Consider the following 26,058-nt stretch of genomic DNA (forward strand, 5'->3'; position numbering starts at 1 on the left):
CGATCGCACTGTGTCAGAACCCTGCGGGTATCATGACCGAAAGAAAGTCGTCAGTGTATCCTTCATAGCCTGTTTGACATCCTCGATCGTCTTCAACGTCGTTAGCGCAACCTGGAAAGTAGTCGCATCTTTCAACCACATTAACTTTCTGTTCGCTCCGAATACACTTTCCTGACTCATATCTTCCGGTTCTTTTTTCGTGAAGGAAAGTATCTTATGCGCGCGCGTTTTGTCATTGCTGTATTTCTTAATGGCCTCTTCCAGAACCTGCCGATGAATAGAGAGACCCTCCTTAGAGGTCTGTCCCCGCTCAGGCAGCAGCGCGTCATGCACCGACTTTTTAGCCGCCGAATCCATAGCGATCCATAGATTCGGGTCGTACTTCGGCACACCAGTGCCTTTTGTCAGGGCTGCCATCGCCCCCAGCGCTTTCCGCATTTCCAATTTGGACACTGCGTCGTCCTTGCCCTCCAGACTTCTGAGCTGAGTATAAATTGCTTGCAATTGACGCGTGAACGATTCACCATAAATTAGCTTTGCGTCATAGTCGAATCCATCCTTAGCGCCCGGTTCTATACGCTCCGGGCCGTAGAAGAGATTGCCTCCCTGCCATTCAAAGAATGAGTCTCCCAGATCTCTCAGACCAGATACGGCTTCGCCTTTGTCATTCTCTACCGCCTCGCCCCTCTTCAACTGTCCATACAGGGTCTTGAACTGGTCGAAAGATATTTTGCCAGCATCTTCCACCTTGAACCTCGTCTTGCCTTGTTCTTCTCCGGTCATTTGTCCAAAAGCCTTTGTGGCGACTTCTTCGGGGAGATCAGTGACCTTGTTCGGACTCGCACCGTCATATTCGACTCCGACGGCAACCTGAGCAACAAAATTCGACAAGGTTAGGTTGTCGAAATCGGGGAGAAAGTCCCTCGTTATTTCATCCTTCTCTCCCTCTCCCGTAAACTTGTCCAGAATCTTACCTAGCAGCTCGTGAGGAATGATGTGATGCGACGTAACTCCCGTTTGCGGATTATGAGGGTTCTTGGAACGAGGTTCCTTCATCTGTGCCACTTCCGCAGGCACAGCTCTATTATCTTTCCCCAAACTGTTACAACGTAAAGGTGTGAACTGACCCCGCAAGAGTTCCTGTTCCTCCGGCGCGCGTTGGAGTTGTGCGGCGTTTGTCAACGCCTGTGCCCCCATCACATCAGCTTCATTCTCCAGTCCCTCATCCTGGTTTACCAGAACTCCATCTTTCTTCTGCATAGTCGGCTTCACGCGACCCTGCGCCTGCTGAACGACATGCCATGCTTCGTGCGGCAGATGTTTTTCCTGTCCCGATGCGACGTGGATGTCGTTGCCCTGCGCGTAGGCCAAGGCGTTGAGTTGCGCGGGCTGGGATGAGTTGTAGTGAACGTTGACGTTGTCCATGGAGATGCCGGAGAGAGATTCAATGGTAGCCTTGAGTCCGTCGGGCAGACCGGTTTGGTTGGGGTGTTGCTTTACTGATGAGTCTTGGCGAGTGCCTGTCATGTCGCCTTTGGCTTGGATCACGCGATCGCCCACTGATGCCAATGGGGTTACGGTGGTTGGGTATTGCTCCTTACGCTGGAGAGATTGACCTTGAGATGTCTGCTGGGGTACAGGTGTATTAATCTGATTCACGACTCGCTGTGCCGTCTCGTCAGCTTCCTGCTCATACTTATCCCCTACCTGACCGATGGTAAGCTTTGCCTGAATCGGTTCCATCTCCTCCTCGCCCGATTCTTCCTGGCGCTGGACTACTGGTGAGGCTGACAAACTCCGTATCAAGTTATTATTAGTCGCCCAATTAGCAGCGAGTGGTGTGTAACTAGGCATTTCCTGCTCTTGTGGCGGCGCAGAATCTGATTTAGCTTGCACAAGAATTTTATGGGCAGTTGATGGAGAATCTTGTTGGTGGATTTGAGAATTCTCAGAGGATGGTTTAGAGACTCGTTGGTAAACCATAGATTATTGACCTCTACGTGCCCGTGTCAGAAATTTATTTAATAGTACTTTGGATGAATGAATCGAGCAGCGACCTGTAGAAATCGCAACATTTTCTCGTAAAAATGGCTAAAACTCATTACATTTAAACAAGCATTGCGTAAGTTCTACACTCATGAACATTACAGCTACCAACCCTTGGTACAGAGTTAATTCTCACTACTTAATGACAGCCACTGTGTCAGTGCATCGGGCATTAGAGCATTATGTTGCCATTAAACAAAATCAACCCAGTGAAGTTGTCCCAGAAGACGCATCAGACTTAAACGCGATCGCCTCCTCAATGTCTGCCCCACCAGCCTTAGAACAACTGTGCACAACCTTCAACTTGTCACCGTTTGAGCGCAACATCCTACTCATGTGTGCTGGAATAGCACTCCTTCCTAACGCCACAGCCCTCTACGCCAATGCCCAAGGAAACCGGGAAATGCCCTATCCTACCTTTGGTTTAGCCTTAGAAGTCTTTCCCAATGCCCATTGGAGTGCGTTTACCCCTCAAGCGCCTTTACGTCACTGGCAACTCCTGCAAGTAGGAACCGCTCAAGCCATTACCCTATGCCCGTTACAGATTGATGAGAGCATACTGCATTACCTCTTGGGGGAACCGTATCAAGACCAACGCTTATCAAATGCGATCGCACCAATGCGAGTAGAAGCGTATCATCAAGCCCCCCTACAACCCTCACACCAACAAATCGTAGAACGTATCACTGCCACTTGGTCCAAGAGTAACCTTGCATCAGCCGTACACATTGTGCAGTTATGTGGCATCGAAGCTGCTGATAAGTGGGCAATTGGTGCTACGGCCTGTAAGCTTATGGGGCGCTCAATCAAAATGATGTTTGCCCACCGCTTACCCCTTAACCCTGACGAACTCCATCTCCTGATGCAGCGCTGGGAGCGGGAAGTTGCCTTAACCAACAGTGTACTCTTGGTGGATTGTGAGCGCCTCAATTCAGTAGATACACAGCTACATACAGCTATTTTACAGTTGATTCAAGACATCAGAACTCCATTAATCATCACCACACAAGAGCGACTACATTCACCTGAACGTGCTTTGATTACCTACGACGTTCCCAAACTCACCCACAGTGAACAATTAGCCATCTGGCAATCTTCCCTCGGTTCATCCGCCGCCGAACTGAACGGACATGTAGAAGCACTCGTCACTCAATTTAACCTCAGCACTCCTGCAATCCTAGCCGCCTGTTTGAAAGTCAAAGGAGAGATGCACATAGAACAAGAGGTAGAGAATTCTGCATCCCAAATCCAAAATCAGTTGTGGGATATTTGTCGCACAATGGCACGCCCACGCTTAGATGACTTAGCTCAACACATTGAATCAACGGCTACCTGGAAAGACTTGGTATTACCAGAACAACAACGCCAAATCTTAAAAAATATATCGGCTCATGTCCGGCAACGCGCTAAGGTTTATCAGGATTGGGGGTTTGCAGGTAAGAGTAGTCGAGGTTTAGGCATCAGCGCCCTGTTTTCAGGAGCTTCCGGTACGGGTAAAACGATGGCAGCAGAGATGCTATCCCAGGAATTGCACCTTGACCTTTATCGCATTGACCTGAGTGCAGTGGTGAGTAAATATATCGGTGAGACCGAAAAGAATCTGCGGCGAATCTTTGATGCGGCAGAAGCTGGGGGGGCGATTTTGCTGTTTGATGAAGCGGATGCTTTGTTTGGAAAGCGCTCTGAAGTTAAGGATAGCCACGATCGCCATGCTAATGTGGAAGTCAGCTATCTGCTCCAACGCATGGAAGCTTACCAAGGTTTGGCAATTTTAACCACCAATCTCAAAGGCTCTTTGGATCAAGCCTTTCTACGCCGTATCCGTTTTGTGATATCATTCCCCTTCCCGGATGCGAAAGCTAGAGCCGAGATTTGGCAACGTATCTTCCCCAGTCGAACCCCAACCCAGGAACTAGATGTAGACAAGTTGGGAAAGTTGAATGTCGCGGGGGGAAATATCCGCAATATAGCCTTAAATGCGGCTTTTCTTGCTGCGGATGCGGGAGAGCCAGTGATGATGAAACATATTCTAAAATCGGCGAAGAGTGAATATGTCAAATTAGAGCGATCGCTAACTGATACTGAGATTCGAGGTTGGGTCTGATTGCTGTTTCAACAAAATAGATCATCTGTTATTGAGGTTAGCGTGCTTAGTCTTGTTACCCCCATTGCGGGTAAAAAATCAGGATAATCCAACTAGCGATGAAGAAAGCAGCGAATAATCCAATCATAATTTCCAAAGACCAGGGTACATTGAAGCTGCCGAGTAGCGGAGTCGCAGAGAGCAGCAAAATAAACAAAAATATTAAGATAAACCAAACCATCGCGTTATACCCCTTGAATTTACGTCTACAAAAGTCACTGGCACCGAGTTGAATTTTGAACTGATAAAACAGGTTAGCACTAGCCTAGCGTGTCCGAAGAACATAGGGAATCACACTTGAGTTAAGGTGCAATACAGCAGAGAGGTGACTCTACATTATCAGGAAAGTTCAAGAAGTGTTTGACTCAATGACCCTAGAAGGAGAACATTTTTTGCCCAATCTTGTCCCCATTCAACGTTTACGAGCATTGAGATGACAGAATTCAAGCGTATAGCTCTTAGCTCAATTTTAGCGATAATCTCAATAACAGGGGGCTGTGCAGAAGACCCATTTCCTCAACCCACAATCCCTATATCATCGCATTCGTCTGGTGTTACAAAACCAACAAAATTAGCTCAATCTCCCCTCAAATCGCCGACAAAAAAGGCTCAAAAAGAAGCTATTTTCGTCTTAGGCGGAGCAACAGAACGAGAGCGATTTGCCGCGAAATTCGCGCAGCAACACCCCCGACTCCCTATTTGGGTGTCTTCGGGTAGTCCTGAAACCTATGCACGAAAGGTATTTGCAAGGGCAGGCATTAAAAAAAGTCGTGTCCACTTGGACTATGAAGCCGTTGATACAGTGACGAACTTCACAAGTTTAGCGGATGAGTTTCAATACCTGGGAATTAATCGCGTATATTTAATTACTTCATCAGACCACATGCGCCGTGCTCGTGTAATTGGAGAAATCGTGTTTGGTAGTCGAGGAATTCAGTTAAAGCCTGTACCTGTGTCGAATAAACGTACACCTGAACCGCCTGAAAAATGTCTTCGGGATGGTATAAGAGCTATCCTCTGGGTCAATGCTAATTATACGGATTCCAGTCTGAATCAGGGAGATTCGACGGTGTCAAAATCGCAAACAAACTATTCCCAGAAGCTTGATAATTGCTACAATTAATTTAATATTTAAAGTTGATTGAGCTAGATGGAAAGAGCAAAGTTTTTACTTACATCCCATCGCTTACCATCATGAATGAGTAGGGTAAGTTGAGAAACTATACACTGAAACTCTAACTCTCGATGCTGAAATTCAGGCCATGCAGCGCGGAAGTTCTGTCTGGTTAAATCTTGAAATGCAACCGTCATGTGAGGAGCAAAGGGACGGGTTTTTGAAACTGAGTCAACAATCCCCAATGATTCCTCCAGATGTGCCATCAAATCGCCTTGCAAACGCATCAGTTCTGGTGTCTTGACAACATTAATGTAAATGACACGCGGTGCAAATGCTCCAAACCCTTTAAGGATAATCGGCACTGATGTCTGGGTTTCGGCAAAAGTTGAGAGCGCTTGTTCCAGAAGCGGTAGGTGTTCCAAATGCCATTCAAAGGGAGGTTGCAGAGTAATGTGGGGCGGAGATTTCTGAGCTTTTTTGCTATTGTAGTTTTGCGCGAAGTACTCCTTAACCTCATTCGCGTAATCTTGGATTTCCTGCGGCGGCAGGAGTGCAATAAAAAAGCGACGTTTTGACTGATCCAAAGTTAGAAAATCGCCCAATCACTAAACTTTCTTGACTTGTACTATAATTTAGAATCTAAATTAATTTACGATCGCAGGTTGGAGCCGTTCTTAATTAATCGCCTCCTCTAATTCTTTGCCCAGGCTTTTTAACTTCATCTACAGACAAACTTCCACAATCGTTGTCCCACCGTGCCGTCCATAAAAAATTGTAGGGGTTCATTTTCGCCAAACTCTTCACGGTTCACCAGTTCAGATTGGGCATTGAATCTTGCGACTGCCTTCCGTCGCCATCCCTGTAACGGACAGCTCATCGACACAAAAGTCTTTTCTGCCACTATCCCCATTTCATCCGGTTTGGCTCGGACAGCCATCCGCCAAAATAAATAGGTGCCGTTGCTACCTTGTACAGATTCTGTATCGATATAGTAATCGGTTCCCTGCTCATCGCGAGTGACTAAAACCCAGTTTTCCGCAAGGGCAGGTAAGGCAGTCATTAAACTGGCAAAGAACACGAGAAAAAGTATCCTGGGCATAAGTATACTTAAGGGAAAACCCTTGGCTCTAGGGAATGGCAGTTAGGAATGTGAATCCTGCCATAATGCTACTCAGTTTGTAGCTAGAAGCGTGCGGATAATCATGCATCATTTCAGGGTTTCGTGAGGAGTCGGGTGCATAGAGTCTGAAGCATCAGTGATGTGTAAGGGCACAAATGGTCTTAAGTTCATGTCTTCAGACATAAAGGAATAAACGGAGATTATTCGCTAAGCTGGCTGTTGAATTCTACTGCCAGCCGTCTCTGCCTCTTCTTCCCTACAGAGTCCTGGAAAGTTTATGAAGTATTATCGGCTGCATTTAATGTCTACATCCATTTCTGTTGTTGTCGCTACTTCCGAGTAGAGATAACCTGACATAACGCCCATCGTGATTAGGGTAAAGACATCTGCTTCTGGAAAGCCAAGTCTCAACTAAAGCACCTGTAATGCTTAACTGGCTGGATTGCGAGTGACTTCGAGTAGGCCAATTTAACATGAGCCAAGATATTCTACCAACAAACCCCGAAAAACCTCTGGGTGGACGCTACCAAATTATTAACAAACTAGGCGCAGGGGGGTTTGGTCGAACCTTTCTGGCAGAAGATTTACACCTTCCGGGTCATCCCCAATGCGTGGTAAAACAGCTCAAGCCCCAAACGAGCGAACCTGAAACACTGGCTATGGCGAGACGCCTGTTTGACACGGAAGCAGAGGTTCTCTATCAACTCGGTAATCATGACCAGATTCCTCGTCTACTAGCACATTTTGAAGATAATGAAGAGTTTTATCTGGCTCAGGAATTCATTGAAGGAGAGCCGTTAACCAAAGAGTTCGCTAAAGGTCAGCCGTGGACAGAATCTCAGGTTATCGATTTGTTGCAAGATATTCTCCAAGTGTTGGCGTTCGTCCATGAGCAACAGGTCATCCACCGCGATATTAAACCCCCCAATTTAATTCGTCGCCAGGGTGATGGCAAAATTGTGCTGATTGATTTTGGTGCGGTGAAGCAAGTCAGCAGTCAGGTTGTCAATCCCGAAACAGGGGAAACAAATTTAACGATTTCCATCGGCACCAAGGGTTACATGCCCAACGAGCAATTGGCGGGAACTCCTCGCTTTAGCAGCGATGTCTACGCTGTCGGTATGCTGGGCATTCAGGCATTGACTGGGGTTCATCCTAAAAGCATGGGCGAAGACCCCCAAACCGGCGAAATGGTTTGGCGGGAACATGCACCCCATGTCAGCCCAGAACTGGCTGGTATTTTGGACAAGATGGTGTGCTATGATTTCCGCGATCGCTACCCAACCGCCGCTGATGCCTTGGCAGCACTCCAGAATCTACTCGGTTCGCGTCAAGATTCTCTGCTGATAACTTCGTCATCTGGCCTCAAGGACACACTACCCAGTCAGAAACGACAACCCACTCCTGATGAGCTAGCCTTGGCGGAGGAACTGACGGAAGTGGATACAAATCTAGGGGAAACCAACATTTGGGTGCCCACAGAATTCCCGGTTCAATCTTCAGAGGATAATCATGATACAACAGTATCTCTGTTTCGACGACAACCCTCCGTTGATGCTCCGCAAACCAGAGTACCACCAAAGACTAAACTCCGGTTAATCCCAAGGCAGTGGGTTAAACTCTGGCCTTGGCTAGCTGTCTTAACCGCTGTCGGTGTAACCTTCGTAGTTACCAAAACGGTATTTTCCCCCCAGTTTGCGGGCCGAGCCGTCAACCGTAGCGGGGTGCTGGCGGATCAACCTTCGACTCCGACGCCAACCCAACCGACAACGCCCAAACCTCCGCCGCGCAAGTTGACGGCTGAAGAACTCCAAAAAGAGGGAGAACGCTTGAAAGCAGCCGGAAAATATCAGGAAGCGCTAACATTTTACGACCAAGCGATCGCACTGAAGCCTAAGTTTGCGGAAGCTTATGGGGGGCGTTGTTATTGTCTGAATAAGCTGGAAAAGTTTTCCGAGGCGATGGTGGCGTGTAATGATGCTCTTGACCTGAAGCCGAAATACCCAGAAGCGATGTGGGGTAAAGGCAATGCCTACCAGCAGCAAAAACGCTTAACTAAAGCCCTCGCACTCTATGAGCAGGCTATTATCAAGAAACCCAAATTTGCTGAAGCCTGGGTGAGTCGGGGTATGGTACTTCAATCACTGGGTCGTTCTTATGAAGCACTTTGGGCAGTGGATAGAGCCATTGATCTAGAGCGCAATTCTGCCGATGCTTGGACGACTAAAGGTGAGGCTCTCTGGGAACTCGGACGTTGGGACGAAGCAATTGTCGCTCTAGACAAGGCACTCGAACTTCAACCGAACCATCCAGAGGCCCTTAAACTCCGCCAACAGGCACGCAAAGAGATGGGGCGCTAGATCGCTGGTTCCCTTCGGGTCTTGACAAAAAGTGCAAGGTATGCTTTAAACCGGGGCGAAGTAGTAGTGTAGGGTGCGTTGCAACGCGCCTACGCCTCCCCATTGCTTGTGACAGTCGCGTAAGTCCTGTAATTGTCTAAATTTTCTCAGTGAAATGTAAAGAGTGGTTCACTACTATTAATTACTGTTGCACCGGGTAGCAGAAGTCTCTTGGTGCAACAGTAATTAATACATAATGACTAAAAACGGTTCAAGTTCCTGAGCTAGTTCACAACATTCATATCTTGAATCAGCCACCGACCCTCTTTTCGCACCAAGTCGTACCGAACTTGCAGATTATCATTGTAAGACCTATCTTGATTGGGCTGACCTCCTTGATAGAACTTGGCATTTTCGTTGACAGTGGCATCTACTCTTGCTTGATCCGGATTAGAATCACTGGTTTCAACCGAGTTGACGACCACATTATGGATGTATTCCCAGTACGAATTACTTTGTTTATCAGTTTGAACCCGTTGCCGCCAAGTGGACAGAGCTGGCTCAGCGAGAATTTGATCTAATTGCTCAGTTTGATAGCTTGAGCCGAAAGCCAGTTTCTTCGTGGACAGCCAAGTGTCAATCACTTGTTTAGCTGTCTCCTGAGTCAGAGGACCGGATGGCGCTCTCATCGAATTACCTGGTTCAGGAATAGGAATGGGAGGCTTTGATAGCTCGATCATAGGCTGTGGTCCTTTTAAGTCGGGCGCAGAAAAACCTTGTAACGTTTTTTGTAGCCAACTCAGGGTGACAATCAACAGCCAAATCACAACTCCTGCTCCGACGACACTCGCAATGGCGAGTAAAACCAGGTGTCTGACTTTTGAGGAAGACTTGGACTTGTCCGATGAAGTATGAAGGCGACCGGGAGGTAGACGCTTGAAGTTTTCCCCAGCAGACGAGGTTACTCCTGCCCCAGCATCGGCTTGACGAGAACGAGTCGTCTGGGGTTCAGCTAAACCTTTTTGCCGTTGTCGGCGCGGCGACTTTCCAGAAGGCTCACGAGGTATTTCTGTAACGCTAGGCTCTCCTCCCGCTGACAGTTGCGCCCCGACAGCACTGCGCGAACGGGAGGAAATCCGTTGAGCGTCAGGCAGGGTTGACACGCCTTGTTTAGATGAGTGTTCAGTCGCCGTACCCAACGTTGCCGTCCGGCTGGTTGTGGCAGAGGCGGCTTCTCGTCCATTCGTCCACTGGGAAGCTACAGTCGCAGGTTCATTGACCGAGTAGCGTAAGCTTGAGTTTCCAGACGGTTGCGCCTCACGCGATAAACTCCGACTTGATTCTGAGCCGGAACGGAGATCAGATCGACGAAACGCCTCTGACTCCCTAACACTCTTGGAGGCTCCGGTTGAGCTATAGGTTGAATTTTGAGGTGGAACCACCGTCCAATCGCTGTTGCTTTCCTCTGGTGACTCTGGCAGGGTTTCTAGATACCCTTGTACCTGCTCATCCGCAAAGTATTCCTTCAAGGATGCTTTTTGCTCAGCCAAGTCTCGAAAGTGAGGAAATACGGATTGTTGCAGCCAACGCTCCCCATACAGGCAGAGTCCCGGCAATAAGTCTGGGGCACCCTGAGAATGTTCGCGAATAAAAGCCAGGGGTTCGTACTCTTGGCTAAGTTCTAATGCCCGACTGGCTTCTTCGGTTTGACCTAACAGCAGGGCGCACACCGATTGTTCGAGATGAACATCCTGTCGTCTGCCCAAACGCATCAGCAACTGTTTGGCACGGGCGATTAAAGACGGTTGTCTTTGGGCAAATCCTCGTGCGAGTAGGGCATAAACGGCTAGATAGGTTGCAACAGCAGAGGGGCGTCGTGCTTCGGTTTCAAATAAGGTTTGTTGTTCAGCGGCACTGAGATAGGTTCGTAGCTGTTGGATAAAGCGGAGAAAATCATCCACACTTAATCCGGATTGGTCGTCACCCGTGCCATCAATGCCCCCCCGCTCCTGTAACATCTCTTGGAGCAAACGTAAGCCATTGCGCCGTTCTACGACTGTTTCTTCCGGTAAGGCTAATAGTTCTAGAATGCGGTAGGGACGCAGTTTGTAGAGATCCGATTTAATTTCCCCGCGTAATGAAGGAAACAATCCCTCCCGCAGAAGTAATTCTTGACCCGTTTCTAAGGAAGAGGCGGCATTTTCATACTGGCCTTGTTGCCATTGTTCGCGACCGAGTTCCAGACAGGCCAATGCGATGGTTAGAATAATATCCGGTCGAACAAGCTGGGGGTCTCCTAAACGACCCTTATCCAAACTAATGCTGTCGCGGGTTCCAAGAAAAGGGTTCCCTAATTTGAGAACGAGTTCATATTCCCCAAGTTCTTGCAGAATCAGCAAAGCACCCAGGAATTGCTCATGCTTGATTTCAATACTGGGCGTGTGGGGGTCGATGGGGGCTTCTATGCCTTCCCCACTGCCCGTAAAGCCCAGTGTTACGGATTGAGCTGGTTCTTGATCATAAGTTTTGGTCAGAAAGCTCGCATCATAAGCTGATCGCTGTTCGGGATCAGAGAGTACCGCGTAAGCTTCGTCCAGGAGTTGTTTGCGAGAGTTGATCGCCGCGTCCGAATACTCTCGGCGCGGCAATTGCAAGGCGCGATCGCGATAGGCTTGGCTTAGCTGTTCAGCAGTAGCCTGAATCGGCAATCCTAAAATTCGGTAGTAATCGAGCGGAATTCGCACGGTTCACTTCCCCAGCGATGCGAGCTTATCGAATTAACTTATAGTAGCCAATAGCGCCCTGTCTTTAACATGCTGTGGTTTTTGAACGGTTGCCTTTCGGAAACCAGCCCAGTCGCCTAGCCGTTGAGGACGAGTTGCTTTTGATATGTTAGTAATTCTAGCAATGCCCATGGCTTATCCCACGAGTGAGACTGTTTGATTTTAAACTAATGAGGCAATTTTGACGTCAGTCAATTGGAAGGGTGTCCGGACTGGGAACTCGATTAGACCCGGAAATATGTCACTATTCCTTTCTGGGTCAGTTTGGCTCAACCTGACTTCAGCTTTATGAAGAAGCTGAACATTCGTTGAGAGAAAAATTATCCTATTGTTGCTGTGAGGTTACTATAATCCAATGGTTCAGGAACGAACTTTACCCGAATTCAATGTGGATCAGGCCAATATTACTAGAGAAGAAGGTTTGCTCCTGTACGAAGATATGGTATTAGGTCGCTTGTTTGAAGACAAGTGTGCTGAGATGTACTACCGGGGCAAAATGTTTGGTTTTGTCCACCTCTATAACGGTCAAGAAGCCGTATCCACTGGCGTGATCAGGGCGATGCGCCAGGGTGAAGATTATGTTTGTAGCACCTATCGCGACCACGTCCATGCCTTAAGTGCAGGGGTTCCGGCACGGGAAGTGATGGCGGAGTTGTTTGGTAAGGAAACGGGTTGTAGTAAGGGGCGTGGTGGCTCGATGCACATGTTCTCGGCTCAACATCATCTGTTGGGAGGCTATGCCTTTGTGGCAGAGGGAATTCCTGTGGCGACAGGGGCAGCTTTCACCACCAAGTACCGGCGAGAAGCCTTGGGAGATGCAAGTGCCGATCGCGTATCCGCTTGCTTTTTTGGCGACGGAGCCTGCAATAATGGTCAGTTCTTTGAGTGTTTGAACATGGCAGCCCTGTGGAAACTGCCAATTCTCTATGTGGTGGAAAACAACAAGTGGGCTATTGGCATGGCTCACGAACGAGCCACTTCCGAGCCAGAGATTTACAAAAAAGCCGCTGCCTTTGGGATGGCTGGGGTTGAAGTGGATGGCATGGATGTCTTGGCGGTGCGGGCGGTGGCTCAAGAGGCGATCGCTCGTGCTCGTGCTGGAGAAGGCCCCACTTTAATTGAAGCCCTCACCTACCGCTTCCGAGGTCACTCTCTGGCTGACCCCGATGAACTTCGCTCCAAAGAGGAGAAGGAGTTTTGGTTCCCCAAAGACCCGATTAAAAAGCTAGCGGCTTACCTCACAGAACACAATCTAGCCGACCAAGAAGAACTCTCTGGCATTGATCACCGTATTCAGGAAGTGATTAATGACGCGGTTCAATTTGCCGAGAGCAGCCCAGAACCTGATCCGAGTGAGTTGTATCGCTACATCTTTGCGGAGGATAGCTGAAACGGGTTGCCTGCCGATAAGGCTGAGTTATCTTAAATCTGCTCAGGACGAAGTGAAGCGAATCCTGCCATCCTAGTCACGAACATAAAGAGAGCGCCGATATCCTGCTCTAGGAACACAGCGCTCTCCAATATGTTAATTTTTTTATCTTTTTATAGGTTTAGGGTCTTTATATTGACTGACCCCATATTAAACTCTTCAATTACTTTGCCACGAACTCCTGGAAATCCAGAATTTCATAATCTTTTCTTTGTATTACGGCTGTATCGATTTGTATGACTGTTGGTTTGTTAGGAGAGGACACGGGGAGGGGATGAAGCCCCTTAGCGCAGGTTAACGGCTAAGAGAGTATCTTGTATTAAAGAATTGTTCTTCCCGGCCTTGAGATTGCTTTGCTCTCTCGCACGACAAGTGAACTTAGCAACATTAAGACCTTTCCCGAAGGAGAGAAATTTCTCCGCGTCCTCTACTCTCCAAATCCCCACCTCCTCTTTCGTGAACTCGGTTTAGACTAAATGAGTCAGTGGGGCAATCGGCCCAGAAGGCCGAATTTGGTATTTGACCAAATTAGCTAGATCCTGCAATTGACTGATGGCTTCAGCCCCTTCCAGTTTCATCAGCTCTCGGTCATCCCGCATTTCCGTCCAAGTAATACCGTAATCTGACACTAGAAAACGGATCAGGTGGTTATCTCCCAGACTGACCATAAAAGATGCGCTGTTCATCTGGCTGCCGCAGGTATAGCAGGAAGCCAGATAGCCTCGGTTTTCCAGTACAGTCGCCAAGGCTTGGAGATTCATTACCAAATCTTGAACGAATTGACGGTGTTGCTCTGCAAGTCGTATGAACACGTTAGTCCTCCAAACACCACTCCTAAAATTTTAAATCTTTTATACTTTCTTAAGAATTTACTTGTCATCTCTTGGGAGAGGTCGGTTCAAAATTAAAAAAGTTTCGTTCAATCAAAGCAGATTTCCGTAAACCTTGCACCAGATTACTGGCTCAGTGGTAGCGTTAAAGTATCAATAGCGACACTCACTGACAGGTTCTTGAATGCTAGAGCTTAGCGGAGTTGATTCGGTTCTATCTCAAGAAGGACATGTTGGTCAAGTGCTGTTGAGTGGGAGAGCGAAAGGCTTCAGACCAACTCAACTGATAGAAATTAGTTATCTGTTTGGGCTAACTTAAACCTGAATTTTCTGACAAGCCAAGTTTCACACCAGCAGGTAGAGAACCAGTACTAATTGACTTGCCACCAACCAAAAGTCGGTCCAATCAACCGAATCGTCAGCCAGTAGACCACGAGAAAGGCGATTCCAATCCAAGCTCCTTTCGTTGTCCATTGGACAAATTGTTCGCCTTGGCTTTTGGTAATGGGCAGCCAGGGAAAGATATTCGCTTCTTGACCGTACTTTTCTCCGAGTGTGGCTTTACGCCGTTTAGCTTCACCCATGATTACTCTGTTCTAAGGAATTGAGTATTGATCATAACGCTCTGGATGAGTTTTATTAGCAGATTGTTTACGAAAAGAAAAGTGACAGCCGCCGATTAGTTAAGATAAATTAATGTTATTTCGACCTTGGGAGGCGATCCCAGAGGAGATGGAAGGATTCGGCTCAACCGAATCCATTAAAAAGACCCAACACGACCTTAAAGCCAGTGATCGGGTGCCATCGGAGTGTCTGGTTTAAACCAACTAGCGTCTATATAGTTAATCCGGGCAAAAGGGCTGAGGGCAGATAGAACTTGAGACCCGTAACTGCGATGGTTCACGCGGTTATCGAGGAGTGCCACGACACCTTGAGAGTTCCGCACTGGTGCGATCGCCCGTTGTAATTCTCGTAAAGCAGCCGGCAAGAGATATAAGCGGAACCAATCTAATCGGCGTTGCTTATAGTAAGCCACTTGACCGGCAACTAAAGGATTTTCCAGGGAAGGGAGGGGTAAGGTGGCAATGACCAGCATTTGTGGTGGCGGGAGAATTGATTGATGAGTGCGCCAGAATTCCCAGCCAGTGACAAGGATGCCTCTCTCATCAACAGAAGTCTTTTCTACCTGCACCCGTGTCCCCCATTCCGCCGCCAAAATAGATCCCAGTTGGGCTTTTAGGGGTACATCGCCCACCAAGATCACAGTTAAACCCTTCGTCTGGGAATTCAGGCTGAGGAGAGTGCGAACCTGTTGAATCAAAGCCTCTTGAAATCGCGGCGTATTCGGCATCGGTAGCCCATCGGGCAGATACAGATGAATCAGTTCGCTTTGTCGGTCGGGAGAAAACTTCAAGCATGTTAAGTCTCCTAAGCCCATCTGCTGACGGTAAACAGAGGCTGAAGTCTCTAAATCCAGCGCTTCTGCAATCAGTACCACGGGCTGTTGTGACCAAACGGGGCTGAGGGCTGTCGCCACCTCGACAGGCCCACAATATAAGGAAAACTGACCGGAACCTCGTGCAATCGTGGCCCACAATAACTGGCCTGAGCGTTGCCAGCCCTGCCAAAAGTGTTTCCAGGCTTTTGGTAAATAGGAATATTGATTGTCATCAACTGCTGACTGTAGGGCTTGAAACAGTAACCGCAAAGTATCTTGCTCGGCTGCCTCCAGCAAACAGCACTCGTAAGGATTGGGCGGGTGTACAAAGATAGATTTGGTCAAGCGCACCCGCATGTCTCGGATGAAGTCAGCCTGTTTGGGGCAAGCTAGCATCAGTTCGTCCCAATCGGCTGGCTGGATGCAGGCTTGAAGCTGTTCACGCACCCATCGTTCCAAGTCATCGGCACCATCAATCAAGGTCGGGATGCCGGGAGGAAACCGCTGAAGACCTTCCAGTCGGTCTGCCAGCCAAGCAGCGGGTGAGGTAATTAATAGCCCCTTGAACCGTTCATCTGGAAAAGCGTCTCCTGTGTGAATCGGCTTATTGGTTCCCATCCACTGTTGCAATCGAGGAATTTCCACCCGTAGCAACCACTGCTGTACGGCTACAGGTGCCACGAGAACCACTGGCTCTTGCCAGAGTAAGGCAGGTGCCAGATAGCTCAGACGATACGAGCCATGAGTGCTGCCTGTCTGAATCAAGGCAGAACGCGATCGCCGCAAAGCTCGTGCGACTAGCCGTGCCATTGTCAAATGATGAGGCCAACTGGGTTGACCCTGCTCTCGCAGAAAGGCACGTAGAGAGGAATGGACTTCTACTTCAATCACGCAGACCTAGCGTCTGAACGCCCCTAGAAATGAACACCACCCCTAAATTAGCTCCACCTATGCGATAAACCTGAGCCATCTTGGGGTGGCAATGACACCACTTCCCATTATGGCAGGGGGAAATCTGAGGGGCTTGGGTCTGGGAAAGAGGGGATTGGAGACTGGAATCTAATGGCTTGACTCTTAGAGCAAAAATTTCTTAACAGTCCCCTTGGAACGAAAAAGCTAACTTATGGACAAGAGCGTTTAACCTTAATCGACTATGAATAAAACTTACTTTGCTCAAAGGTCTACCGCCGTTGGTGCAATGGGGATGTTCCTGGCGATCGCTGCGCTATGTTCCTCAGGACAGGCGCAGGTACTCCCTATCAGTAAAGAACCCGGTACAAACACTAACATTGACTTGGATGTCAGCAATTCCAACCAATTGAATATTACAGGTGGACAGCTATCAGGAGACAATCAAAATTTATTCCACAGCTTCCAGCAATTTGGTCTTAACTCTGGACAAATTGCCAATTTTGTATCTAACCCCAATATCCATAATATCTTGGGGCGAGTCATGGGGGGAGAGAAGTCTGTTATTAACGGACTGATTCAGGTTACGGGTGGACAATCTAACCTGTATTTGATGAATCCTGCCGGAATAATTTTTGGTGCAAATGCCAGCTTAAATGTACCCGCGAGCTTCACTGCCACTACCGCTACAGGGATTGGTTTTGGCAATAATTGGTTCAATACCACTGGTGTTAATAATTATGCAGAATTAGTGGGTTTTCCCAGTCATTTTGCTTTCAATCTCAATCAACCCGGAACTATTATCAATTCTGGTAATTTGAACGTCAATTCAGGTGATTTAACTCTCATCGGTGGCACGGTTGTTAGTACAGGACAGATATCGACACCAGTCGGTCAAATTACACTAGCGGCGGTAGAGGGTGAAAGTTTGGTGCGGATTAGCCAACAAGGAATGCTGCTCAATTTAGAGGTTGAACCTCTAACAGATACTCAATCAGGAAATTGGACTTTACCCGTGAACTCTCTGGCGGAATTACTGACGGGTGACGGAGGAGAAAATGCCACAGGAATCGCGGTGAACAACAATGGACAAGTAGAACTGACAGGTTCTGGGTTTCGGGTAGAAAACGGCGATGTGGTGGCTAAGAAACTGACAGCCGAAACGTTAAAACTGGAGGCTAACCAAAACCTGACTTTAGTAGAAAGCCAACTGCAATCAACGGGTGATATGCAGTTGTTGGCGCAAGATACAGTGCAGGTGCGCGATAGTGCAGAGCAACCTTTTATTGCTGAAGTTGGAGGCAACCTTTTAATTGAAGGCGACAACAATATTGATATTTACGCCCTCAACCATCCACAAACTCACATTTACAGCGGAAATGATTTCACTTTAGTCAGTAATGGTGACATTTCTACTGATGCTCACTTTGCCAGTAACGGTCAATTTTCCATTCTCAAGCCATCCGGGGAACCAGGTAATTTCACAAGTATCGACGATCCAATTATTAGCGTTAATGGCAATGTTACGTTTGGTGATTATACAGGCGCTGCTCTTAAAGTTGAGGCAACAGGCAGTATCAATGCAGGTAATATTACGATTAATAGCCCAGATACAACTCTCACTGCTTTTTGTGCAACTATCGGTAATACATGCTCTGCCGATGCTCAGCTTCTAGGCAGTAGTTTAGCGCTTATTTTGCGAGCAGGGGTTCCTCAATTGGAAGAGGCTACTTTTAACTATCCCAATACTGCATTTAGCAGTGTTCCTCCTGCTGCCACCGGAATTGGAGGTACAGTCTTCAACTCATCAGATAACTCTGCTTTACCCGCAACAATTACGATTACAGGCAATATCAATACGATCAATCCAGCCGGGGATGGAGGCCCTGTAATTTTATCAGCACCAGGAGATATTACGGTGACAGGAGACATTAATGCTTCTGCTGTAGCATCTCCGACAAGAATCCTGGGAGGAAATGGTGGCGCTGTAAATTTAGAGAGTGCCGCAGGTAATATTCAAGTTAGAAACATTGAGACTCAAGGCATCTTTATTTTTAATCCTGATGGAGATAGTGGAGGAAGCCGAGGGGCAGTTACACTCAGTGCGCCACAAGGAAGTATTACTGTCGGTGACAACAATGATTTGACAACCGGAATTATCATCGGTGATGCGGTCAATTTAGCAAGTGAAGGCAACATTAAAGTTGGTGAAATTCGGAGTTCCGATTCTATAAATTTAACGGCTACAACAGGAGGGGTTCAAGTTGGCAATACAGATGACTACAACAATCCTAACCCTATTTTAGGAAGTGGTTTCACCTCACCTATACAAGTATCGGCTGGAGGTACTATTGATTTAGTGGGTAGAATCGATGGAAACTCTGTAACCTTATCTTCTACAAGTGGCAATGTCATCGTTGGAACAATTGTCTCAGGGTTTGGCGGGATTGATATCACAGCCGCTGATCTTTTTCAGGCTAGAGGTTCTTTCAAACAAGTTAGTCTAACTGGTGTCGTTAGACCTCAAAATAGTCCGGAATTAAGTGCTTTCTTAGAGGAAAAAGGAATCCCATTTGACCCTGAAGAATCGGTTTCTGTCTTGTCGGGTTTAGATGAAGAAATAGCGATTCCGATTAGTATTTTGGCTAAACCCAGTAGTGAGGTTCCTGATGGTTCTCTGAATGCTCCTATTACGATTCGATATGGAGGTGCAACTCGAACACTGGTCGATCAGACTTTTCCTGTCGAACGTCCTGCCCCTGAGTTACCTCAAACCTTTAGTCGTATCTTGATTCAAGGTGGAAATGCGGGGTTTTATTCAGGTCCGAATGTTACCGGAACCCTTCTGCCTAGCACTGACGATAAATTTATAACAGTGGATTTTAATAACGATACTTTTGTGCCTGTTAACTCCGATACATTTACACTGAATCCCACCCTGGGTGATTCTCGTTCTTCCTACCTTATTATAAATGAAACTTACAGTGCAATCTTTCCTTCAACCTCATTTCCTGTGGATAGTAACGGTACTGTTGGAGCTATGATTGTAGGATTTGGCACGAATACGGGTTTTTACGGTTCGACTCAAAATCTAGCTTTTGACCCAATTCCAGTTACTGTAGATCCACCCAATCCAGTCGTTACCGATCCAACAAACCCAACCAATCCGGTTGTAACCGACCCAATAAACCCAACTAATCCAGTTGTAACCGACCCAATAAACCCAACCAATCCGATTGTTTCGACTAATTCTTCAACATCTGATACGTCAAACAACACGACAAATCAAACCGATAGTTCTCCTACAGATTTGGAGACGAAGACGCAAACTTATAGCTCTAATACCTCTTCATCTGTAGATAGCTATACGGGTAATATTCTTGATGTGAGCTTAGAGAGTTTTGCGACTCCCTGTCATGGAAATGAGTTGAGGGTCAATAGCGAGGGCAAATTAGAGATCGTAGGCTCTTGCCTACCAAGGAGAGAGAATCAGGAGGATAAAAAGCTGTCGGGAGTAAATTTCTTTGAGGGAAATTTCATGAGCCTTTTATTCCCTGAAGTTCAACTGACGCCGCTGCAATTGTTGGAAAAGAATTATGAAAAATTGCCATCTATCAGCAGGAAGAGGTTTTAATTAGAAGTTTAGGTGATTACCGACATAAAAGGGGTTAAGGCAGTTTCTCTCGCCTTGAGCCGGGTTGCCAACATTCAAGCTATTTGAGCAAAACGACGATGAAACGAGCAACAGTCGGTATAAGTGGGTTTATTACAAAGTTTATAGGTGCGATCGCACCTTTGGGAGGTATGCTGAGTGCGATCGCAATTCCCTTGGCAATAGCTGCACTGTGTCCCCCTCTTCAAGCACAGGTGCAACCCATTACTCAAGAACCGGGCACGAATACGAACGTTAACCCCGATGCCAGCGACCCCAACCAATTTAATATCACGGGTGGGCAGCTATCCGGAGATAATCAAAATCTGTTCCACAGCTTCGGGCAATTTGGTCTTAACTCTGGGCAAATTGCCAACTTTTTATCTAACCCCAATATCCGCAATATCTTAGGGCGAGTGATGGGGGGCGAAGCTTCAGTTATTAACGGACTCATTCAGGTTACGGGTGGACAATCTAACCTGTATTTGATGAATCCTGCTGGGATTGTGTTTGGTTCAGGTGCAAGCTTGAATGTGCCTGCCTCGTTCACGGCTACCACCGCTACAAGTATCGGTTTTGGTAATAACTGGTTCAATGCCAGTGGTGTTAATAATTATGCTGCCCTCGACGGTACTCCTACTAGCTTTGCTTTCAATGTCAATCAGCCAGGAGCAATCATCAACTCTGGCAACTTGAGTGTAAATGGGGGAGACTTAACACTGCTAGGTGGCACTGTTGTCAGTACTGGAAACGTTTCAGCACCAGGAAGACAAATTACAGTTGCGGCAGTAGAGGGTGGAAAGTTGGTGCGGATTAACCAACAGGGGATGCTGCTAAGTTTGGAGGTTGAACCTCTACCAACAACAAGTCCTCAACCAGGAAACTGGGCATTGCCAGTGCAGTCTCTACCAGAATTACTTACAGGTGACAGTGGAGGGAATGCGACGGGGTTGGCAGTGAACAGCAATGGAGAGGTAGAACTGACAGGTTCTGGGTTCCGGGTAGAGAATGGTGATGTGGTGGCAAAGAAGATGACAGCCGAAACCCTAAAGCTGGAGGCTAACCGCAATCTCACTTTAGTAGAGAGCCAGCTACAAACCACAGGGGACATGCAACTGCTGGCAAAAGACACCGTGCAAGTGCGCGATACTCAAGCACAACCTTTTGTAGCTGAGGCAGGGGGAAATCTGCGTGTTCAGGGCAGTAACAAGGTTGATATTTTTGCTATCAATAATCCGGCAAGTGGTTTTGTCTCTGGAAAAGATACTGTACTGCGCTCTGCTAATACAGTAGGGGGGGATGCACACTACATCACAGGCGGCAGCTTCAAAGTTGAACAGTTAGATGGGAGTGCAGGAAATTTATCTAGTCCTAACGACCCAATTATTCTGGCACTGGGAGATGTCACTCTAGGAGATTACACGGGAGCCTCGTTACATATCTTGGCGGGGGGTAGTGTGACGCTGGGCAATGTCACAATTAATGGTACAGACACAACGAACCCGACAAGTGATAATCGATATCCGAACTCGATTAATCCCAATAATCCTGACCCTTTCCTGGCAAGTCTCGCTAACATCACACGCTCAGATGGCAATCCATTAATTTATAACAAAATTCCCTATTCTACTGCCGATGGAGGGATTGAAAGACGTGATGGTACGCAGCTAGTAATCAATGGTAGTACTCAACCAACCTTGGATGTCCGTGCTGGAATCGATTGGACAAAATTACCGGGATTTCCCGGAGACAAGATTATAGGAACTGTCCCACCTGATCCTAATTTTGTTCCACCTTACCCTACTTTTTCAAACCCAAGTAGTGCCAACATCACAATCGGCAGTATTAATGTTGCTCAAAAGAATGGAGTCGTCCTTCTAACAAATCAATATAAGCCCAACACCTCGCTATCCGGTGGAGCAATTCAAGTGAATGGGCAATCAACCTCAACTAACGCAAATGCAAGTATTTATTTGGAAGGCACATACCTAGATCCAGTTATCGGCCCAGTCGTTATTGACTCTAGGACGAGCATCACAGTTGGAGATATTATTGCTTCGCCCACTTCTGTAGACTTGTCTTCTGTTAATGATATCAAAGCAGGAAATATCTTCGCTTCACTTCTTACTCGTAATCAAGATGCTCTTAACGCTTCTGTCGTTTTGAATTCTACGGCAGGCAATATTGTAGTTAAACGTATTGATGCTGGTGCAAATGGTGTTGACGTTAGAGCCTTCGGTCTTTTTCAAGCTACAGACTCTTTCTTAAACTATGTTCCCGGCGTCTATTTATTACCTCTTCCAGGTACTAGGTTACGTCAATTCCTTGATGCCAAAGGTATTCCAGTTACGCTTGTCGATCCTCAAGACCCGAATCAGGGAATAGAGCAAATCAACATACAGTCATCCGAAGATATTCCGACTAGCATTATGACCCGACCCAACCTACCTAATAACAGACCTCCTGGTTCACTCAATGCACCCGTCATAATTCGGTATGGAGACGCATCTAGAACTCTTGTAAATGAGACAATGCCTGTTTTTTCAGGTATTTATCAAACTCCTCCTTCAAGCCCCCCTAATGAGACTCGTATCCTTATTCAAGGTGGAAATGCTGGTTTTTATGGAGGGCCAAGAGTTGATAGAGTCATCCCTGGCAATGATAACTATATCACCACAAATAGTAATGGTCAGTATGTCGTTGTCCAGCCCAATTCTCCTTTTCCATCTTCCCTGGTGAGAAATGAACGTTACCAAGCACTTGGATTTCCATCGAACGCCTTTCCTGCCGACGCTAGCGGCCTGGTTGGCGCAATTGTCGTAGCATCTGGACTAGATAGCGGCTTTTACGGATCGACTCAGAATCTAGCTTTTGACCCAGTTCCAGTTACTCAGAATCCCACTACTCCAATGGCTCCAACCAAGCCGGTTAATGTAACCAAACCAGTAACTGACCCGATAACTCCAACCAATCCAGTTATTGTTACCGATCCAGCCCCCCCAACTAATCCGGTGATTGCAACCAATTCTTCTACCCCTGATACATCAAACACTACGACAACTCAAACGGATACCCCCCCGACGGAATTAGACAAGAAGACGCAATCTGATACCTCTACTACCTCTTCATCTGTAGTTGCCTATACGGCTAATATTCTTGATGTGAGCTTAGAAGAGGGTGCTACTTCCTGTCATGCAAGTGAGTTGAGGGTGAGAAGCGATGGAAAAATAGAACTGCTTGGATCTTGTCAGATTAGAGAAGATGAGAAGCCGAAAAAGCTGTCTGAAGTTAACTTGTTTGACGAAGGTTTCATGAACATTTTGTTTCCTGAGTTGCAACTGACGCCACTGCAATCTCTGGAAAACAACCCTGAAAAACTACCAACTATTCGTAGTCAAAAGTTCTGATTATATAGGGAGTACTAATAATCTCTTAGAACGTACATTTTTAGGGGTTGAAAATTGATTGATTTCCTCAGATCTTGCACCAAGCATTTTGACCCCTCCCCAACCCTCTCCTCACTAAAGCTCCGGTTATTAAGGGGAGGGAGCTAAATTTCCCCCCTCATTTCAAACGTCCCCACTTACGAAGGAGGAATTAGGGGGGTAGTGCAAGAGGTGAGTTTACCGAATGAATTCCCCTCATACCAATTGGGTATAAGAGTGACACGTTTCACCCCCCCTGCCCCCCTTATGAAGGGGGGAGCAAGAGAGAATATGTGCCAAACTCAAACCCAATTAGTATCACCTGATGATGAATTACCTGAAGCTTTCTCACCATCTACTCTATTGACAGCTATGCAACCTCAAAAAATTGCTCTAACAGTACTCATTACTCTCCTTGCCACTATTTCGCCATCCTTAATGGGTTTATTCCTATCATCATTTCCCACAGCACGAACCTTGGCACTATCCCAAGATAGTGGCAAGACATCAGCCGACCAACTCATCCAGCAAGGCATTACCCAATATCAGCAAGGTAAACTGGACACAGCAATTCAATCTTGGCAACAGGCGCTGAAAATTTACCAGCAACTCAAAGAACGTCAAGGTGAAGCAACAGCACTCGGAAACTTGGGTGCAGCCTACCTAGCAACGGGAAACTACAAACAAGCGATCGCATCCTTGCAACCCTTGATACCCATTACCCAAGCCTTAGGCGATCGCAACGGTGAAGCGCGAGCTCTAGGCAATCTGGGCATTGCTTACAAAGGTTTGGGTGACTACGAAAAAGCGATCGCTTCCCATCAGCAAGCCTTGACGCTAATGCAACAGCTTAAAAACCGCCAAGGTGAGGGACAAATTCTCGGAAATTTAGGCAATGCTTATGAAGGCTTAGGCAATTATGACAAAGCCATTGCATCCTATCAACAGAGTTTAACCATTGCCCAGGAAGTCAAAGACCGTGTTGGAGAAGGGGCAGCTTTCGGAAATCTAGGGGCAATTTACGCCAACCAAGGCAAGTACGACGAAGCGATTAAAACATATCAGAAAAGTTTAGCGATCGCACAAGCTGTTGACGACAAGGCAGGACAAGCGAATACTCTCAACAATCTAGGAATTGCTTCCCAAGTCAAGGGTGACACCGCGAAAGCCATTGATTACTACAATCAGAGTTTGACTCTGGCACGGGCAATCGGCGATCGCCAACTCGAAGCCAGGACATTGGGAGGTTTAGGGCTAACCTATGAAGACCAACGCGACTTCCCCAAAGCGATCGCACATCAACAGCAGACTTTGAAAATCGCCCAAACAATAGGCGATCGCCAACTCGAAGCCATGGCGTTTAATAACTTGGGTCATGCCCTGTTTAGCGCCAACAATCTCCCAGAAGCCGAAAAACAACTCAGACAAGCCTTAACCGCCTTTGAATCCCTCCGACCGGGCTTGACGGATGCGGATAACGTGTCCATTTTTGACACCCAAGTATTCTCCTACAACCTACTCAAACAAATCCTGATCGCGGCGAAAAAACCCGAAGCGGCTTTAGAAATTTCCGAGAGAGGGAGGGCGCGTGCTTTTGTCGAATTACTCGGTCAACGGTTATCTCCGCAAGCTGCCCAAAACTATAAAACCAAGGCACAACCCCCTACTATCCAACAAATTCAACAAATAGCTAAAACTCAAAAAGCCACACTGGTTGAGTATGCCATCATCCCCGATGATGATTTCAAATTTCAAGGTAAACTTCGAGGACCTTCTGCAAAACTCTTCATCTGGGTTGTCCAACCGACCGGCCAAGTCGCCTTTCGTGAAGTTGACCTGAAAAACCTTCAGCCAGTGCCAGGTCAGGCAAGCGACAAAGAGGCAACTTCCTTAGAAGACCTGATTCGCGCCAGCCGGAATTTAGCAGGCCCTTACGCCCAACGTAGCGAATCGGTGAGAAAGCAACTTTATCAACTTCTCATTCAACCGATTGCCGAATTTTTACCCAAAGACCCCACCGAACGTGTGGTTTTCATCCCCCACGAAACTCTATTTTTATTGCCTTTTCCAGCACTCCAAGATGCCTCCGGTCAATATCTGATTGAAAAACATACCATCTTGACTGCACCAGCCATTCAAGTTCTGGAACTAACCCACCAACAACGAAAAAACCAAGCGTCACAAAATACGGAACAACTGCAAGGAGAGAATGCCCTAATCGTGGGCAATCCTAAAATGCCTGCCGAACTCGAACCGTTACCTGCTGCTGAAAAGGAAGCTATAGAAATTGCTCAGCTTTTGAATACCCAAGCCATCACGGGTGAACAAGCAACCAAAGTAAGTATCGTCAAGCAAATGACGCAAGCGCGACTGATGCATTTCGCGACTCACGGTCTACTGGATGATATCAAGAAACTGGGCGTACCCGGTGCGCTCGCCCTTGCTCCTTCCCAAGGTGATGAAGGATTCCTTACTGCGGGAGAAATCCTCAATTTAAAACTTAATGCAGACTTAGTTGTTCTAAGTGCTTGCAACACGGGTCGAGGAAAAATCACAGGTGATGGTGTGATCGGGCTATCTCGTTCTCTGATTAGTGCTGGGACTCCAAGTGTGATTGTTTCCCTTTGGTCGGTTCCTGATGCACCAACGGCGCTATTGATGACCGAATTTTATCGCAATCTCAAGCAAAATCCTGACAAAGCCCAAGCGTTGCGTCAAGCGATGCTGACAACAATGAAACAACAACCAAATCCCTATAATTGGGCGGCTTTTACATTAGTGGGTGAGGCCGATTGAGTGGCAGATAGTGATAGTAATCAGGAACATT

At 47.1% G+C, this 26,058-nt stretch carries 14 protein-coding genes; 7 read left to right on the forward strand and 7 right to left on the reverse strand.

Features of this window, described 5'->3' with window-relative positions; translation table 11 throughout:
• Positions 1-30: 30 nt before the first annotated feature.
• Positions 31-1,983, reverse strand: a complete 1,953-nt coding sequence (locus MIC7113_RS35370) for an eCIS core domain-containing protein (protein ID WP_015182298.1) — start codon at positions 1,981-1,983, stop codon at positions 31-33.
• A 154-nt stretch (positions 1,984-2,137) separates the two neighbouring features.
• Here MIC7113_RS35370 and MIC7113_RS11350 point away from each other — a divergent pair, with 154 nt between their 5' ends.
• A complete protein-coding gene (locus MIC7113_RS11350; protein ID WP_015182299.1) occupies positions 2,138-4,150 on the forward strand; it encodes an ATP-binding protein in 2,013 nt (670 codons plus the stop codon).
• A gap of 472 nt (positions 4,151-4,622) precedes the next feature.
• Positions 4,623-5,312: a YdcF family protein gene (locus MIC7113_RS34185; protein ID WP_015182300.1), complete on the forward strand. Its 690-nt coding sequence runs from the start codon at positions 4,623-4,625 to the stop codon at positions 5,310-5,312.
• Between the two features lie 23 nt (positions 5,313-5,335).
• Here the strand turns inward: MIC7113_RS34185 and MIC7113_RS11360 are convergent, their stop codons facing one another.
• Both MIC7113_RS11360 and MIC7113_RS11365 read right to left on the reverse strand, forming a co-directional pair.
• Positions 5,336-5,890, reverse strand: coding sequence for a 2'-5' RNA ligase family protein (locus MIC7113_RS11360; protein ID WP_041780704.1), 555 nt, complete (start codon positions 5,888-5,890; stop codon positions 5,336-5,338).
• A gap of 134 nt (positions 5,891-6,024) precedes the next feature.
• Positions 6,025-6,405 carry a surface-adhesin E family protein gene (locus MIC7113_RS11365; protein WP_155897980.1) on the reverse strand — a complete coding sequence of 127 codons (381 nt, stop codon included), beginning with the start codon at positions 6,403-6,405 and terminating at the stop codon, positions 6,025-6,027.
• A gap of 494 nt (positions 6,406-6,899) precedes the next feature.
• On the opposite strand from MIC7113_RS11365, the gene MIC7113_RS11370 reads away from it, so the two are divergent.
• The gene (locus tag MIC7113_RS11370) at positions 6,900-8,786 is read left to right on the forward strand and encodes a protein kinase domain-containing protein (RefSeq protein WP_015182303.1); all 1,887 of its coding nucleotides are present in this window, start codon (positions 6,900-6,902) and stop codon (positions 8,784-8,786) included.
• Positions 8,787-9,049: 263 nt separating this feature from the next.
• On the opposite strand, the gene MIC7113_RS11375 is transcribed toward MIC7113_RS11370, so the two are convergent.
• Positions 9,050-11,509 (reverse strand): IMS domain-containing protein, encoded by a 2,460-nt coding sequence (locus MIC7113_RS11375; protein WP_015182304.1) that lies wholly within the window; start codon positions 11,507-11,509, stop codon positions 9,050-9,052.
• Positions 11,510-11,903: 394 nt separating this feature from the next.
• Between MIC7113_RS11375 and pdhA the strand changes: the two genes are divergently transcribed.
• A complete protein-coding gene (gene pdhA / locus MIC7113_RS11380; protein ID WP_015182305.1) occupies positions 11,904-12,938 on the forward strand; it encodes a pyruvate dehydrogenase (acetyl-transferring) E1 component subunit alpha in 1,035 nt (344 codons plus the stop codon).
• A gap of 506 nt (positions 12,939-13,444) precedes the next feature.
• Here the strand turns inward: pdhA and MIC7113_RS11385 are convergent.
• The 3 genes from MIC7113_RS11385 to MIC7113_RS11395 all read right to left on the reverse strand — a co-directional run bounded on the left by MIC7113_RS11385 (position 13,445) and on the right by MIC7113_RS11395 (position 16,136).
• Positions 13,445-13,789, reverse strand: coding sequence for a DUF1815 family protein (locus MIC7113_RS11385; protein ID WP_015182306.1), 345 nt, complete (start codon positions 13,787-13,789; stop codon positions 13,445-13,447).
• 389 nt (positions 13,790-14,178) lie between these two features.
• Positions 14,179-14,391: a DUF2839 domain-containing protein gene (locus MIC7113_RS11390; protein WP_015182308.1), complete on the reverse strand. Its 213-nt coding sequence runs from the start codon at positions 14,389-14,391 to the stop codon at positions 14,179-14,181.
• A gap of 197 nt (positions 14,392-14,588) precedes the next feature.
• Positions 14,589-16,136: a helicase C-terminal domain-containing protein gene (locus MIC7113_RS11395; RefSeq protein ID WP_015182309.1), complete on the reverse strand. Its 1,548-nt coding sequence runs from the start codon at positions 16,134-16,136 to the stop codon at positions 14,589-14,591.
• Positions 16,137-16,398: 262 nt separating this feature from the next.
• On the opposite strand from MIC7113_RS11395, the gene MIC7113_RS33245 reads away from it, so the two are divergent.
• From MIC7113_RS33245 to MIC7113_RS11410, 3 genes are all read left to right on the forward strand, one after another.
• Complete coding sequence (locus MIC7113_RS33245) at positions 16,399-19,788, forward strand: two-partner secretion domain-containing protein (RefSeq protein WP_015182310.1); 3,390 nt, start codon at positions 16,399-16,401, stop codon at positions 19,786-19,788.
• 170 nt (positions 19,789-19,958) lie between these two features.
• A complete protein-coding gene (locus MIC7113_RS33250) occupies positions 19,959-23,213 on the forward strand; it encodes a two-partner secretion domain-containing protein (protein WP_081594719.1) in 3,255 nt (1,084 codons plus the stop codon).
• Positions 23,214-23,522: 309 nt separating this feature from the next.
• Positions 23,523-26,027: a CHAT domain-containing protein gene (locus tag MIC7113_RS11410; protein ID WP_226883627.1), complete on the forward strand. Its 2,505-nt coding sequence runs from the start codon at positions 23,523-23,525 to the stop codon at positions 26,025-26,027.
• Positions 26,028-26,058: the final 31 nt, after the last annotated feature.

Origin of the sequence: Allocoleopsis franciscana PCC 7113 (assembly GCF_000317515.1) — a bacterium.
Lineage (GTDB): Bacteria > Cyanobacteriota > Cyanobacteriia > Cyanobacteriales > Coleofasciculaceae > Allocoleopsis > Allocoleopsis franciscana.

Coding starts and splice junctions, on each gene's coding strand:
- MIC7113_RS11390 (WP_015182308.1), bottom strand. CDS start 14,391: ATGGGTGAAGCTAAACGGCGTAAAGCCACACTCGGAGAAAAGTACGGT.
- MIC7113_RS35370 (WP_015182298.1), bottom strand. CDS start 1,983: ATGGTTTACCAACGAGTCTCTAAACCATCCTCTGAGAATTCTCAAATC.
- pdhA (WP_015182305.1), top strand. CDS start 11,904: ATGGTTCAGGAACGAACTTTACCCGAATTCAATGTGGATCAGGCCAAT.
- MIC7113_RS11410 (WP_226883627.1), top strand. CDS start 23,523: ATGTGCCAAACTCAAACCCAATTAGTATCACCTGATGATGAATTACCT.
- MIC7113_RS33250 (WP_081594719.1), top strand. CDS start 19,959: ATGCTGAGTGCGATCGCAATTCCCTTGGCAATAGCTGCACTGTGTCCC.
- MIC7113_RS11365 (WP_155897980.1), bottom strand. CDS start 6,405: ATGCCCAGGATACTTTTTCTCGTGTTCTTTGCCAGTTTAATGACTGCC.
- MIC7113_RS11370 (WP_015182303.1), top strand. CDS start 6,900: ATGAGCCAAGATATTCTACCAACAAACCCCGAAAAACCTCTGGGTGGA.
- MIC7113_RS33245 (WP_015182310.1), top strand. CDS start 16,399: ATGAATAAAACTTACTTTGCTCAAAGGTCTACCGCCGTTGGTGCAATG.
- MIC7113_RS34185 (WP_015182300.1), top strand. CDS start 4,623: ATGACAGAATTCAAGCGTATAGCTCTTAGCTCAATTTTAGCGATAATC.
- MIC7113_RS11350 (WP_015182299.1), top strand. CDS start 2,138: ATGAACATTACAGCTACCAACCCTTGGTACAGAGTTAATTCTCACTAC.